This window comes from Rhodoferax sp., from assembly GCF_028714215.1.
Taxonomy (GTDB): Bacteria; Pseudomonadota; Gammaproteobacteria; order Burkholderiales; family Burkholderiaceae_C; genus Rhodoferax.
Genome location: NZ_JAQTMS010000004.1, coordinates 88,998 through 102,923, shown reverse-complemented (window position 1 = coordinate 102,923; position 13,926 = coordinate 88,998). Strand labels below are relative to the sequence as shown.

Below are 13,926 nucleotides of genomic sequence, written 5' to 3'. Positions count from 1 at the left end.
GCCCGGCGTGCGGTATGCAGCCGGCTTGCCGGGCGCCAGTTTAGCGGGCCACTGCGTTTTGTGGCGACAAACTTTTGGCCGGCGCGACTTGCGGCGCCCTTACTCGGGCGTTATGCCCGCCGCCTTGATGATGCGGCCCCACTTCTGCGACTCGGCCTGCTGGAACTTGCCCAGTTCGGCCGGCGTCGTGGTGTAGACCTCGGTGCCGGTGCTCTGGTAGAAGGCGGTGGCGCCGGCCGATCGGGTGGCCTGGAGCAGCAGTTTGTTGAGCTCGGCCACCACCGGCGCCGGCGTACCGGCCGGCACATAGGCGGCAAACCAGTAGCCCATCTCGTAGCCTTTCACGGTTTCGCCGATGGTCGGCACATCGGGCGCCAGCGGCGTGCGCGTGGCACCCGAATAGCCCAACGGGCGCAGCTTGCCGGCCTTGACCTGCGGCAGGCCGGTGGCGTTGTCGGTGATCATCATGTTGATCTGGCCACCCAGCAGGTCGGTCACCGCCAGCGGGTTGCTTTTGTAAGGTATGTGCAGCAGCTTGATGTCGGCCATCTGCATCAGCAACTCGCCGGCAATGCGGCTCGACGAGCTGCCGCTGCCGAAGCTCAATTTGCCCGGCTCCTTCTTCGCCAGGGCAATGAATTCAGCCACCGTTTTGACCGGCAGGCTGGGATTGACCACCATGATCTGGCCGCCCTTGCCCAGGGCGGTGACCGGGGCGAAATCCTTCACCGGGTCGTAGGGCAGTTTCTTGTACAGGTGCTCATTGGCGGCGTGCGTGGTGTTGGTGGTGATGAGCACGGTGTAGCCGTCGGGCGCCGCCTTGGCCGCTTGCTGGGCGGCAATGAAGCCGAAGGCTCCGGGCTTGTTGTCTATCAGCACCGCCTGCTTGCTGTCGCTGGCCACACTCTGGCCCAGCGCCCGCGCCAACTGGTCGGTGGCGCTGCCGGCCGCGAACGGCACCAGAAACGTGATCGGCTTGGCCGGGTAGGTTTGCGCGCTGCTTGGCAGCGCCGGCAAGGCCAGCAGCAAGGCGCTGAGTGCCAGCAGGGGTCGGCGGGGGATCAAGGTCATGGTAAGTCTCCGGTTGTTATGAATTCAAAAGCCGTTCTCTTCGGCGGCGAGGTATTGGGTCAGCGTGGCGGGCACTTCAATGCTCAGATCGAGCAGGAAGAAGGACAGCGCCTTGCCATGACTATCGAGGTTCAGCGCGTCGTTGACGCCACCGTCCAGCGCCTGGTCCAGCACAAAGTTCATAGCCTGCAGGGTCGGCAGCAGGTAGCGCTTGACGGCACTGGGCCGGCGCGTTGCGAAGCGCTGTGCCACACGCTCTTCGGTCAGCTGCGCCACCAGCAACGGATACAGCTCCGGGCAGTAGGCAATGACGCTGATGTTGGAGCGGTTGCCCTTGTCGCCGGTGCGGCCATGGGCGGCGCGGTACAGCGGTACGGTGGTGGTGTCGGTCATGATCAGTCCAGCATCGAGTAACTGGCCGGCGCCGCTTCGCGCGGCACCAGGCAGGACAGGGTGTTCAGGCGCGTGCGCAAGCCGGTGCGGACACCGCCGCCGCCGGCCGGGCCGCAGGTGTAGAGCGCATTGACCTCGCGCGCCAATCGCTCGGCCATGGCGCGATCCGCGTGCGTGGCGGCGACGCGCAGACGGATGTCTTGCCCCAGGCCGGCGGGCGTAGCGGCCAGCAGGCGGCCGGCGTCGTCGCCGAAGATGCTGAGGGCACCGATCAGATCGACACGCAACTGCAGACTATCGCCCAAGCGGCGCTGCAACACCTCGGCCGCCAGCCGGGCGCGCGCTTCAGCGCGTGGGCCGGCATACGAAATCTCGCCTTCGGCAAACCAGCCACCCTGGTAAAACACGTTGACCTTGAGCTCGTCGGGGCGCGCGTGCCCGCGCACGCCCCGGAGCTGTACCCGGTCCGGTCCCACTTGCTGGACCGTGGCCTGGCTGATGTCGGCCACCACGTCCGGCGTCAGGTAAGCGCTGGGGTCGTGCAGCTCGTACAGCAGTTGTTCCTTGACCGTCTGCACACTGACCAGCCCGCCGGTATCAGCGGCCTTGCCGATAATGCAATCGCCCTGGGCATCGATCTCGGCAATCGGAAAGCCGACGTTGTACAAATCCGGCACGTCCTTGTAGCCGGGATCGGCAAAGTAACCGCCAGTGACCTGGGCGCCGCATTCCAGCAAGTGGCCCACCATGGTGGCACGGCCCAGGCGCGGCCAGTCGTCGGCGCGCCAGCCGTAGTGCGCCATGGCCAGGCCCAGCGTCAGTGACGGATCGGCGACGCGCCCGGCGACGACGATCTGGGCGCCCTCGCGCAAAGCCATGGCAATCTGTTCGGCCCCCTGGTAGGCGTTGGCGCAAACGATGTCCTGCTCATCGCAGACGGCACCGAGGCGCTGGCGCAACAGGGCGCGGTGCTGCGGGCCCGATAAATCGTCGCCCGCCAGCACCGCGATGCGCGGCACGGGCAAACCCAGCTCGCGCGCCAAGGCCCGGATACGCAGCGCCGCGGCGGGCGGATTGGCAGCGCCAAAGTTGCTGACGATGGGAATGCCGTGGCGCAGACACAAGCCCAGAATCGGGCTCAGCAGTTCGTCCAGCAACGGCTCGTAGCCACGCGTCGGATCGGCGCGCCGTGCCAGTTGCGCCAGCGCCAGCGTGCGCTCGGCCAGCGTCTCGAAGATCAGCGCTGACGGGCCGGCGTGGGCGATCAGGCTGCGCACCACCGGCAAGGCGGCGTCGGTGCGGTCGCCCGAGAAGCCGGCGGCCGAGCCGATGTGAAGAGTGTCTGTCATGGCGCGATTCTGGGCATTCGTGATACAAAGGAGAAATGGATTATTTGAATTAGCTGATCGGAAAAACAGGTGAATCTGTCGGTCAAGCATTTGCGCGCCTTCCTGGCCCTGGCGCGGCTGCGCAACTTCACCCGCGCGGCCGAGGCTTGCCACCTGTCGCAGTCGGCCTTCAGTGCCCTGATCCAGGGGCTGGAAGAAGATGCCGGCGCGCGTTTCTTCGACCGCAACACGCGCCGCGTCGAGCTGACCGCCGAAGGCCGCCTGTTCGAGCTGTCCGCCGCCCGCCTGCTGGCGGACTTCGAGTCGGCCTATACCGAGCTGAAAGACCATGTCGATTTGCGCAAGGGCCGGGTCGCGGTGGCGGCCTTGCCCTCGCTGGCGGCCGGCACCCTGCCCAAGGTGCTGGCGGCGTTTCACGGCCGTTATCCGGGCATCGCCATCGAGTTGTTCGACGGCCTGTCCGACACCTGCATTGCGCTGGTGCAAAGTGGCCGCGTCGACTTTGCCCTGGCCCCGGCCAGCAGCCCGGTGGCGGGCCTGCAAACCGAACTGTTGTGCTCCGACACTTTTCACGTGGTGTGCCACGCCGCGCACCCGCTGGCCAAGGCGCGCTCGGTGCGGCCGCCCGATCTGCTGCCCTACCCCTTCATCCATTTGGCGCGCAGCACCAGCATCCGCCAGCATCTGGAGCACGCCCTGCACCCGCTGCGCCTGAACAGCATGATGGAGGTGGAGCATCTGGCCACCGCCGCCGCGCTGGTGGCGCAAGGCCTGGGCATCAGCGTCATTTCGTCGCTGGCGCTATTCCAGTTCAAGCTGCCCGGCATCGTGGTCAAACCGTTCAAGCTGCCGGGACTGGTGCGCCACATTCACATCGTTCTTCCGGAAGGCCGCACGCCCTCGGTCGCCGCCGGTGGTTTGCTCAAGCTGGTGCGCGCCAGCTTTGCGCGCTGAGCCTCGATCAGGTAGCACACCCACGCGCCGCAATAACCTTGTCGCCTGGAGCTGAATTTGACAGCGGGTATCGGGTCCGGTGACACTTCGCCGGTGGCGATTGAATTTCTGTTCCTGCCGCCACACAGGGGAGGGCAACATGGCAAGCAAGACCACCAACGCCACGGCCGCCAGCAAGGCCAAGGCGATCTCACTGCACATCGGCCTGAACGCCGTCAGCGCCGCCGCCTACGCCGGCTGGGACGGCCCGCTGGCGGCCTGCGAGTTCGATGCCAATGACATGGCAGCCATCGCCCAATCCAGGGGCATGAACAGCAGCCTGCTGCTGACCCGCAAGGCGACGCGTGCCAAGGTGCTGGCGGGCCTGCGCCGTGCCGCCAAAGCATTGAAGACGGGCGACCTGTTCTTCCTGAGCTACTCCGGCCACGGCGGGCAAGTGCCCGACGTCAGCGGCGACGAGGCTGACAAGCAGGACGAAACCTGGTGCCTGTTCGATGGCCAACTGATAGACGACGAGCTGTATTTCGAGCTGGGCCAATTCGCCGCCGGCGTGCGCATCCTGGTGCTGTCCGACAGTTGCCACAGCGGCACCGTGACACGCGCCGCGCCGCCGGTGCCGGCCAGCCCCCAGCAGCGCCCCAAGCTGATGCCGGCCGCAATGGCGATGCGCACTTACCGTGAACATCAGGTGTTCTACGACAAGCTGCAACTTGCGATCGCCCAGTCTGCGGGCCAGGCCGAAGTGGACCCCGACACGGCGCTGGCCCAGGTCGCCGTCAGTGCGCGCCTGAGCGCCATCGTGAAGAACTTCAAGCCCGCAGTGATACTGATCTCCGGCTGCCAGGATAACCAGACCTCGATGGACGGCCAGCACAACGGCGCCTTCACCGAGCAACTGCTGAAGGTCTGGAACCACGGCACCTTCGCAGGCAACTACGGCAGCTTCCACGCCCGCATCAAAGCCGCGATGCCAGAGAGCCAGTCGCCCAATCTGTTCACGCTGGGCACGGCGGGGGCGTTTCTGGCGCAGGGGCCGTTTACGGTGTGAGGTGGGCAAAGCGGGAGAGAGCACATGAACAGCGACACACACGACATCACGTTCATCATCCCCGGCCAGACGCAGCCGGCCGGGTTAGCTGCCAGCCGCGGCCGCGCTGGCGGCACGGTGAAACATTCGGTGCGCGTCGGCGCGCAACGCGGCGGCGGCGCGCCGGTGCGCGTCACGGCCAGGCCCGGCGAAGACGTGGTGGTGCTGACGATTGCCAATGGCCCGACGCTGGTGCTGCACCCCGAGGACGCGCGCGACCTGTTGCACGCGCAGGCTGCTGGCGCCACGCGCGGCGCGGTAGCGGCCGGCAATGCCAATGAAGTGACGGTGTCAGCGCAACTCGGCTGGCCGGGCCTGGAAGCCAACGCCACGCGCGGTGCGGCGCGCGGCTGGCTGGGCCAGGCGGTGCTGAGCGCGGTCGATGTGATCACCGGCTTGCTGAAGGACCCGGCGGCCGATCTGGCAGCAGCGGCGATCACCCACCAGGTCGACGGCGCGGTCGACGAAGGCGTCTACCAGCTAAAGCCCGAGCCGCTGCCGGCGTCGCTCAAAGGCAGCGGTCTGAAGCTCTCCAGCGTCGCCGCAGCCGCGGACGGTGGCCCGCTGCTGGTGCTGATCCACGGCACCTTCGTCGACACCATCAGCACCTTCGGCAAGCTCTGGACCCTGCACCCGCAGGTGGTGCGCGATCTGTTCCAGCATTACCGCAGCCGGGTCTACGCGCTGGACCATCCGACCATGGGCGAGAGCCCGATCGCCAACGCGCTGGCGCTGGTGCGCGCGCTGCCGATGGGCGCACGGCTGCACCTGGTCACGCACTCGCGCGGCGGGCTGGTGGCCGAGGTGCTGGCACGGGCCTGCGGCGGCGGGCCTCTAAACGCCGAAGAAATGGCCTTGTTCGCGGATGAAAAATACGCGACGCATCGCACCGATTTGCAGGCGCTGGTGAACATGGCGCAGGCCAAGGGTCTGCAGGTCGAGCGCATGGTGCGCGTCGCCTGTCCGGCACGCGGCACCTTGCTGGCCTCCAGGCGTTTCGACGCCTACCTGTCGGTGCTGCAGTGGGGTCTGCAACTGGCCGGCGTGCCGGTGGCGCCGCAGCTGGTCGATTTCTTGCACGAAGTAGCGCGCCGGCGCACCGACCCCAGCGTGCTGCCGGGCATCGAAGCCATGATGCCCGAAAGTCCGGTGGTGGCCTGGCTGAACGGCCGCGACGACACCATCCCGGGCGAGCTGCGCGTGGTGGCCGGCGACCTGCAGGGCGACTCGGTCGGCTCCTGGGTCAAGACGCTGCTGGCGGACGCTTTCTACTGGACCGACAACGACCTGGTGGTGCAGACGCGCTCCATGTACGGCGGCACGCCGCGCGCCGCAAATTCAGCCAGCCCGAGCGCCAGCTTTCTGCTGGACCGCGGCGCCAATGTCACGCACTTCAACTACTTTGCCAATCAGCGCACTGTCAATGCCATCGCCAGCGCCTTGACCGACAGCGCGCCGGCCGGCTTTGCGGCCATCGGCCCGCTGTCCTGGGCCGGCGAAGATGCCAGCGGCACGCGTGCGGCGCTGGCCGTGGCACGCTCGCGCGGCGGGCCAGGCGTCAGCCGCGCCGACAAGCCGGCGGTGTTTGTGCTGCCGGGCATTCTGGGCTCCAACCTCAAGCTCGACGGCCAGCGCATCTGGCTCGGTTTTCGCTTCGTCAACGGCTTGATGAAACTGGCCTGGGACCCGGCCACCGCCGCCCGCATAGAGCCCGATGGCCCGATCGGCGGCAGCTACGACGACTTGATCGACTACCTGGCCGACACGCACGAGGTGATCCCGTTCGCCTACGACTGGCGGCGCCCGATCGAAGACGAGGCACGCCGCCTGGCCAGCGCCGTCGACGCCCACCTCGCCGCGCGCGCCGACAGCGGGCAGCCGGTGCGGCTGCTGGCGCACTCCATGGGCGGACTGGTGGCGCGCACCATGCAGCTGGAACAGCCCGATACCTGGCAGCGCATGATGGCACGCGACGGCGCCCGCCTGCTGATGCTGGGCACACCCAACGGCGGCTCCTGGGCGCCGATGCAGACGCTCTCGGGTGACGACACCTTCGGCAACACGCTGGTCGCCTTCGGCTCGCTGTTCGACAACGGCGGCGCGCGCAAGATGATGGCAGCCATGCCCGGCTTCATCCAGTTGCAGGCGGCGCTGCTGGACCCGGCACAGCGCCTGGACCAGGCCAGCACCTGGCAGAAATTGGCGGACGACGACATGGCCCAGTTGCGGCAACAAAGCATCTGGCACGACGCGGCGGCGCAGCGCACGATCTACGAATGGGGCGCACCGCCGCAAGCGGTGCTGGACCAGGCCGTGGCGCTGCGACGCCGACTCGACGCGCAACTGAACACACTGAGCGGCGACGCCCAGAAGATCCTGCTGGTGGTCGGGCACGCATCGTTCACGCCGGACGGCATCGTCAGCGGCCCGGACGGCCTTGAATACCTGAACACGCCCGACGACGGCGATGGCCGCGTCACGCTGTCCAACGCACTGCTGCCCGGCGTGCGCAGCTGGAAGCTGGACGCCGCACATGGCAAGCTGCCGGATGTGGCGTCCGCCTTCCCGGCCTATGTCGAACTGCTGAGCCAGGGCCAGACCGACAAGCTGGAGGCCTGCGAGCCGGTGGCACGCGGCGCGCCGACCGCAGCGGCTAGGCCCGCGGCACGCGTGCGCAGCCGGCCCTCGCGCGGGCTGCTGGTTTCGCAACCGCCGTCCAGCCAGGCCGAGGTGCTGGGGTTGGCCGGCGACGACCGCACCAAGGTCAGGCGCGCCCGCGCCAAGTCCGCGGCGCTGAGCGTGACGGTGCTCAATGCCGACCTGAAGTTCATCCGCCAGGCGCTGCTGATCGGCCACTACCACGCCCTGACCTTGAGCGGCGCCGAGGCGGTGCTGGACCGATTGGTCGGCAACGGCATGCGCCAGGCGCTGGCTGCCGGTCTGTATCCCGATGCCATCGGTTCGCACCAGATCTTCGGCAACCTGCGCCAGGACCCGGACAACCCGCTGCAGATGGCGCGGCCGCAGGCGGCGCTGGTGGTGGGGCTGGGCGAAGAGGGCAAGTTGAGCGCCGTCAGCCTGGCATTCACCGTGCGCCAGGCGGTGCTGGCCTACGCGCAGCGCCTGTCCGAACAGGCCGGCGGCGCGGCGGCGCAGTTCGAGCTGGCGGCCACGCTGCTGGGCAGTGGCGGCAGCGGCTTCACGGCGGGCGCCGCCGCGCAAGCCATCGCGCAAGGGGCCATGGATGCCAACCTCAAGTTGCAGGGCAACGGCTGGCCGCAGCTGGGCCAGTTGACGCTGGTGGAGCTTTATCTGGACCGCGCCAGCGAGGCCTGGCACGCCTTGCAGGTGCAGGAGACCGCGGCGCCGAACCGGCTCAAGCTGGTCGGCAGGGTGCAGTTCGGCCCCGGCGCCATGCGCTGCGCGCTCGATTCGGGCTACCGCGGCGCGGCTTACGACTTCATCAGCGTCTTGCAGCTTGCCGGCGGCGATCCGGCCAACCCCTGCATCGCCTACACGCTCAACACCCGGCGCGCCCGCACCGAGGTACGGGCCCAGCGGGCCCAGGGCACCTTGCTGCGCCAGCTGGTGGCCAAGGCCTCGAACGACGCCAACACCGACCCGCAGATCGGCCGCACGCTGTTCGACCTGCTGGTGCCGGTCGAGCTGGAGCCCTTCCTGGGCGGCAGCAGCGACATGGTGATCGAGCTGGAAGCCGAGACCGCCGGCATCCCGTGGGAACTGCTGGACAGCAACCCCGACCCGCAGGCGGTCGACGCGCGGCCCTGGGCCATCCGCAGCAAGCTGATCCGCAAGCTGCAACTAAAGGATTTCCGCAGCCAGGTGGTCGACGCCAGCCCGGACGACAGCGTGCTGGTGATCGGCCAGCCGCAGTGCGATCCGGCACTCTACCCGCCGCTCGAAGGTGCGCGGCGCGAGGCCATCGCGGTGGCGGCGCGGCTGACCGCGCCGGGCAGCGGCATCGCCGCCGACAAGGTGAAATCGCTGGTGGAACAGAACGATGCGCAGACCATCATCAACGCCCTCTTGCAGCGACCCTACCGGGTGGTGCACATTGCCGGCCACGGCGAGCCCGGAACGAATGGCGGCGTGGTGCTGTCGGGCGCCAAGACTTATCTGGGCGCCAACGAAGTGCGGGCCATGCGCACGGTGCCCGAGCTGGTGTTCCTGAACTGCTGCCACCTGGCCGGCCGCGATGCCGCGAGCACCCTGAAACACAGTTACGACCGCGCCGCCTTCGCGGCCAACATCGCGGAAGAACTGATCCGAGTCGGCGTGCGCTGCGTGATCGCCGCCGGTTGGGCCGTCGAGGACGACGCGGCCGAGCAGTTTGCCACCGGCTTCTACGCCGCGCTGCTGGGTGGCGCCCCCTTCATCGAAGCCGTCGGCGCGGCACGTAGCGCCGCCTGGAACGCGAACCGCCAGGGCAACACCTGGGCCGCCTACCAGTGCTACGGTGATCCCGAATGGCGCTGGCAGCGTGACGGCGTTGACGCGCCAAGGACAGCGCCGCCGCCGGCCGATGAATTCGCCGGCGTGGCCTCGCCGGTGTTGCTGGCGCTGGCGCTGGAGAACATCGCGCTGCAAAGCCAGTTCGGCGGAGCCCAACCCGAACACCAGCTCGACAAGCTGCGTTACCTGGAAGCGCAGTTCGCGCCGCTGTGGGGCGGCATGGGCGCCGTCGCCGAGGCGTTTGGCGTCGCCTACGCCGGCGCGCTGGCCATCGATCAGGCCATCCACTGGTACCGTGCGGCGGTCGACGCCGAAGACGGCAGTGCCTCGTTTCGCGCCGCCGAGCAGCTCGGCAAGCTGCTGGTGCGCCGCGCCGAAAAACTCGACGACACGGCTGCGGCGCGCCAAGGCATTGCCATGGGCATTGCCCAACTGGAGCGCCTGGTCGCGCTGCAATCGACGGTGGAACGCGAGAGCTTGCTGGGCGCGGCCTACAAGCGGCTGACGCTACTGGAGTGGCGCGCCGGCCGCAAGCCGGCCGCGCAGGCCGCGCTTGACGAAACGATCGTCCACTACCGCGCGGCCGAGGCGCTGGCGCGCAAGGCAGGCGCGGACAACTTCCATGACCCAGCGAAGAACTGCCTCAGCGCGGAGCTGCGCGCGGCCTTCCTGAAAAAGCGCCTGCCCCGGATCGACGCTGCCCGCTTCAAGGCGGTAGGCGCTTCACTGAACCAGGCGGCCATCGACCAGCCGGATTTCCGGACGCTGGTCGGGCAGACCGAGCTGAGAATCCTCGATGCACTTGCCAGGGGTCAACTCGCCAGCGCCGCGCCGGCTTTGATCACGGCCTTGCAGGACCTCAAAGGGCGCGTACCGGCACCCGGGCAATGGGGCTTCGTCTATACGGAAGCGGAGTTCACCCTGCCCCCCTACTTGGCGATGGCGCGCGGGGCGGAACGGGAAGCGGCGCAAAGTCTGCTGGACGGGTTGAAGGCGATGGCGGCGGCGTGAGGCCCGGATTCATTCACTTTTCTCAGCGGCACCGCGCCGGCCCTTCCAGCGCTTCCACAGCCAGCCTGCAATGGGAAGCAGAATGGCGGCCCACAGCCATTGCCAGTTCTTCCCAAAGAAGTCCGAAGCCAACTGCCCGGCGGACACCTCGACTTGAATCGTCTTGTCAAAAGTCCTTACCGCCCGGCGAGTGGCTGCGCCGTCAACGCTGAAAAGAGCGGTAAGGGTCAAGTGCAGACTGTGGCGACCGGCAGCCAGGGGCTTGATCTCCCACTTCCATTCAACCGTGTCGGTCGCGCCAACGGCCTGCTCTTCGTCCGTAACCGCAATAATTTGAAAATCGACTCCTGACAAGCGGGCTTGCATTCGATTCGAGACTTTTACTTTTGCGCCTTCCCGTTCTCCCGCGGCGGTTATTTCCGTGCGCAATTCATCTATCGTCTTGCGCAAGCTGAGCAGGAGCTGGACTTGCGCTGTTTCTTTCAGGTTCAGCCTCGGCGGCGAATTGAATGCAATGTTGGCCCAGTCCATGGACGCCAGAATCCGATCCACGCTGCTCAGTGGACTGGCCGGGGGCGACGGCGACACCGGTGGCATCGATTTTTCAATTGGCGCCGAGTCTGGGGTTACGCTTGGGACTGTTGCTGCTACCGGTACTGGTGCCGGCGCCGGGGCTTCCGCTCTGTTGCCGCCGCCGCACGCCGCCAGCAGTGCCGCGCCAATGGCCAGTGCCATGACCAAGGTTGAAACTTGCTTTGACACGCTGGTTTGAGTACTCATTGGCATCCTCCGGAGCTACCCGCTGCAATGTTGCCCGGACCCGCAAGGGTTCGTGCCGGATGATAGGCCAAAGGGCAGGCGAAGCAAATAGCCGCGCCCTGCGTGTCGAATCCCGGTAATGGGTGCCGGTCCGTCAGGGCTTGGCCACTCTGCGCCGGTCTTCCTCCAGCACTTTGCGCAGCGCTGCCAGGCGGGTTTTGCGGATCGGCAGATCCTTGGCCAATTCCGGCAAAGCGCTCATGCCTTCGCAGAGGCGGTCCATGCTGGCCTGGGCTTTCCGGGCTGGGATGGCGGCGCGGCGGGCGAGTTCCAGCAGGTGCTGGCGCGCCGGCGCCAAGCCTTCACCGGCGATGCTGGTGAAGTGCTCGCCGCGCGGGCCTTCGCTGTAGGTCAGGTCGAAGGCCGGGGCCAGTTTCCAGTGCCGCTGGCGGTCCAGGCAAAAAGCAAAATTGCGGCTGTGGTCGTCGCGGTTGTGGGTCAGCACATTGAACACGCAGCGCTCGAAGGCTTTGCCGACTTCGCGCTCGTCGCCGGTCAGGCGCCGCGTCAGGCGCAGCAGCATTTCGTAATCCAGCGTCGGCTGCCGGTAGTCGGCGTGCAGCGCGGCGGACAAGCTTTGCATGGGCACGCGCAGCCCCGCCTCACGGTCAAAGCGGCGCACGCCAAACGCACTGTAGCGACCGTCCAAGCCAAAGAATTTTGCTGGTGGCATGTCCAGAGCGCAGTGCACGGCCAGCCGGGCGTACAAAGCCTCCACCGCGCAGACATCGCGATGCTCCTGGCTGGCGGGGAATTTGATCAGCCACGGCTCAGCGTCGCTTGCGTTGCCTTCGTCACCCGGGCTGCTGATGCGCCCGCTGGCCGGGTTGTAGTCGACCAGCACCTTGGGCCGCGCACCCTGCGGTGAGCCGCCCAGCACCAGCAAATGCGCCAGTGCTTCATTGGCATCTTCATCGGCCAGTACCAGCGCGGTCTCAAGGGCTAGTTGCTTGAGTGTCAGATCACCCGGCGCCAGCGCCACAGCGTCGGCCGGCTCGAACATCAGCGCCCCCATGGCGCGCGTGCCGATGAAGGCCAGGCGCTCCAGCGGCGACAAGCGCGCGGGTGGCCGCCCGGCCCTTTGATAAGCGCGGTCCATCAACAGCAAGCCCCAGCCATCCGGCAGCGAATCGGCCAACAGCCCCGGCAAACCCATGAAGAAGGGCTCACCCGCAATGGCGCCCACTGCCGCAAGCGGGGCCCGCAGGGGCGAGAGTTCCAGGCCTTGCGCACGCGCTTGCGCCGAGTATTCAAAAAGGATCTGCTGCCCGGTATCGGCCAGCGTGCCCAGTGGCCAGCGTTCGCCCCAGCCGGCGTAGATGACTTGCAGTTTCTTCATGCCTGTTTCTTCGCCCGCCGTGGCGCAGCGGCACGCTGGCGTTGCTTGGCCGCTAGCGCGCGCTCGGCATCGGCAATGCTAAGCGCCGGCACCACCAGCAGGTTTTCCAGATGGCTGACCAGGTGCAGCGCTTGCGTCACGCGCACCAGCAGTTCCAGCGTGGCCTGCCCGCTGGCTTCCAGACGGCGGATCGACGACAGCGAAGCGCCGCCGCGCTGCGCCAGCTCAAGCTGGCTGAGGTTGGCCTGCAGCCGCAAGTGCTTGCAGCGCTGACCGAGTTCACGGCAGATTTCTGTGTGCGTCAGAAGTGCAAATGTTCCCATAGGAGCTATTGTAATCAATAACGCACATTAAAAGCTCTTTATAGATCATTTGATAAATGACGCTGAAAGCCCTCGAATTCGCGGGCCTACAGATCAGCGGCGGCTATCCTGGTTTGGCTAGGTCGACTTCTTCGCGCGCCCTGCAGCGGCACCCCTGGGTTTGTCCTTCTCGTCCTCCAACGGCAGGAACCCGATGGGTCGCTTCGGTGGCTGAGCTGGTGTTGTGAGTTCACGCACAGCGACCTTCGAGAATTTGAGCTTCTGGAGGTGGTCACAGTTTGTGACCACCTCGGCCGTCTCGACTGGTGTGAGTTGAAGCAGAAAATCCGCCATTCCCGCCACAGGGCGGCTACAGATCAGCGGCGTAGCGCCCCAGCATTTCTTCCTGCGTTTCGGCCGGCGCCTCAATGCCCGTTTGGCTGTTGATCATCTGCCCCATGGTCGGCAGCAGCGAGCGCTTTACTTGGGAGGACGCCTGCCACAGACCGGAGCGCATCAGGGCCTTGGCGCAGTGCAGGTAGGCCTCGGCGACCGATACCTCTATCACCAGTTTGGGCCTGTGCTTCTCGCCGGCGAAAAGCTGGAGTTGCTCCTCATCGCACGACAGGCGCGCCGCGCCGTTGACGCGCAAGGTCTCGTCGATGCCGGGAATCATGAACAGCAAGCCGACTTTGCCAGTGCCAAGGATGTTTTCCAGCGTGTCGAGCCGGTTGTTGCCCGGCGCATCGGGGATCAGCAGCGTACGTTCGTCCAGTGCCTTGACGAAGCCAGGCGCTCCGCCGCGTGGGGATGCGTCCATGGCCTGCGTCACGTTGCCGCTGGCGACGACGACAAAAGGCGAAAGTTCGATGAAACGCCGGCAATGCGAATCCAGTGCCGAAAGCTGTTTCCTGACCGCCCGCTCCTTCGGTGCGGCGTACAGAGCGCGGAGTTTTTCCAGGGTGTCTATGTTCATGGTGGATGCGGTGACGGTGTTGCACGGGGAACGCGGGCCGAAGCGATTCGCGGAGTGCATTGACCCCGGCCGAGATCGCAATCGTAACGCGAGATCTTCTGCAGCGACTCAACCCCTGGCGGGGCTGGGGGCTTGAATCGATTTGCGGATGC

At 66.9% G+C, this 13,926-nt stretch carries 11 protein-coding genes; 4 read left to right on the top strand and 7 right to left on the bottom strand.

What is annotated here, in order from left to right; translation table 11 throughout:
• Positions 1-99: 99 nt before the first annotated feature.
• Genes PHS32_RS03240 through PHS32_RS03230 form a run of 3 tightly spaced genes read right to left on the bottom strand, consistent with a single transcriptional unit; the run spans position 100 to position 2,813 of the window.
• Entirely contained in the window at positions 100-1,071 is a 972-nt protein-coding gene (locus PHS32_RS03240; RefSeq protein WP_301077363.1) for a tripartite tricarboxylate transporter substrate binding protein, read from the bottom strand.
• Positions 1,072-1,095: 24 nt separating this feature from the next.
• On the bottom strand, positions 1,096-1,464 hold the full coding sequence (locus PHS32_RS03235; RefSeq protein ID WP_301077361.1) for a hypothetical protein: 369 nt from the start codon (positions 1,462-1,464) through the stop codon (positions 1,096-1,098).
• A gap of 2 nt (positions 1,465-1,466) precedes the next feature.
• Entirely contained in the window at positions 1,467-2,813 is a 1,347-nt protein-coding gene (locus tag PHS32_RS03230) for an acyclic terpene utilization AtuA family protein (protein ID WP_301077360.1), read from the bottom strand.
• A 69-nt stretch (positions 2,814-2,882) separates the two neighbouring features.
• Between PHS32_RS03230 and PHS32_RS03225 the strand changes: the two genes are divergently transcribed.
• The 3 genes from PHS32_RS03225 to PHS32_RS03215 all read left to right on the top strand — a co-directional run bounded on the left by PHS32_RS03225 (position 2,883) and on the right by PHS32_RS03215 (position 10,338).
• A complete protein-coding gene (locus PHS32_RS03225) occupies positions 2,883-3,767 on the top strand; it encodes a LysR family transcriptional regulator (RefSeq protein ID WP_301077359.1) in 885 nt (294 codons plus the stop codon).
• A gap of 139 nt (positions 3,768-3,906) precedes the next feature.
• Positions 3,907-4,815, top strand: a complete 909-nt coding sequence (locus tag PHS32_RS03220) for a caspase family protein (protein WP_301077358.1) — start codon at positions 3,907-3,909, stop codon at positions 4,813-4,815.
• A gap of 24 nt (positions 4,816-4,839) precedes the next feature.
• Positions 4,840-10,338, top strand: coding sequence for a CHAT domain-containing protein (locus PHS32_RS03215; protein WP_301077357.1), 5,499 nt, complete (start codon positions 4,840-4,842; stop codon positions 10,336-10,338).
• A 9-nt stretch (positions 10,339-10,347) separates the two neighbouring features.
• Here PHS32_RS03215 and PHS32_RS03210 read toward each other — a convergent pair whose 3' ends face one another.
• Entirely contained in the window at positions 10,348-10,869 is a 522-nt protein-coding gene (locus PHS32_RS03210) for a hypothetical protein (RefSeq protein WP_301077356.1), read from the bottom strand.
• On the opposite strand from PHS32_RS03210, the gene PHS32_RS03205 reads away from it, so the two are divergent.
• Complete coding sequence (locus PHS32_RS03205) at positions 10,868-11,110, top strand: hypothetical protein (protein ID WP_301077355.1); 243 nt, start codon at positions 10,868-10,870, stop codon at positions 11,108-11,110. The two genes, PHS32_RS03210 and PHS32_RS03205, sit on opposite strands and share 2 nt — an antisense overlap.
• Positions 11,111-11,251: 141 nt before the next feature.
• Here PHS32_RS03205 and PHS32_RS03200 read toward each other — a convergent pair whose 3' ends face one another.
• The 3 genes from PHS32_RS03200 to PHS32_RS03190 form a co-directional block, all read right to left on the bottom strand.
• On the bottom strand, positions 11,252-12,496 hold the full coding sequence (locus PHS32_RS03200) for a type II toxin-antitoxin system HipA family toxin (protein WP_301077354.1): 1,245 nt from the start codon (positions 12,494-12,496) through the stop codon (positions 11,252-11,254).
• Positions 12,493-12,819 (bottom strand): helix-turn-helix transcriptional regulator, encoded by a 327-nt coding sequence (locus PHS32_RS03195; protein WP_301077353.1) that lies wholly within the window; start codon positions 12,817-12,819, stop codon positions 12,493-12,495. The genes PHS32_RS03200 and PHS32_RS03195 overlap by 4 nt, the downstream gene beginning before the upstream one ends.
• Before the next feature lie 349 nt (positions 12,820-13,168).
• Positions 13,169-13,774, bottom strand: coding sequence for a pyridoxamine 5'-phosphate oxidase family protein (locus PHS32_RS03190; protein ID WP_301077351.1), 606 nt, complete (start codon positions 13,772-13,774; stop codon positions 13,169-13,171).
• Between the last annotated feature and the right edge of the window lie 152 nt (positions 13,775-13,926).

Coding starts and splice junctions, on each gene's coding strand:
- PHS32_RS03240 (WP_301077363.1), bottom strand. CDS start 1,071: ATGACCTTGATCCCCCGCCGACCCCTGCTGGCACTCAGCGCCTTGCTG.
- PHS32_RS03235 (WP_301077361.1), bottom strand. CDS start 1,464: ATGACCGACACCACCACCGTACCGCTGTACCGCGCCGCCCATGGCCGC.
- PHS32_RS03230 (WP_301077360.1), bottom strand. CDS start 2,813: ATGACAGACACTCTTCACATCGGCTCGGCCGCCGGCTTCTCGGGCGAC.
- PHS32_RS03220 (WP_301077358.1), top strand. CDS start 3,907: ATGGCAAGCAAGACCACCAACGCCACGGCCGCCAGCAAGGCCAAGGCG.
- PHS32_RS03215 (WP_301077357.1), top strand. CDS start 4,840: ATGAACAGCGACACACACGACATCACGTTCATCATCCCCGGCCAGACG.
- PHS32_RS03205 (WP_301077355.1), top strand. CDS start 10,868: ATGGACGCCAGAATCCGATCCACGCTGCTCAGTGGACTGGCCGGGGGC.
- PHS32_RS03210 (WP_301077356.1), bottom strand. CDS start 10,869: ATGGACTGGGCCAACATTGCATTCAATTCGCCGCCGAGGCTGAACCTG.
- PHS32_RS03200 (WP_301077354.1), bottom strand. CDS start 12,496: ATGAAGAAACTGCAAGTCATCTACGCCGGCTGGGGCGAACGCTGGCCA.
- PHS32_RS03195 (WP_301077353.1), bottom strand. CDS start 12,819: ATGGGAACATTTGCACTTCTGACGCACACAGAAATCTGCCGTGAACTC.
- PHS32_RS03190 (WP_301077351.1), bottom strand. CDS start 13,774: ATGAACATAGACACCCTGGAAAAACTCCGCGCTCTGTACGCCGCACCG.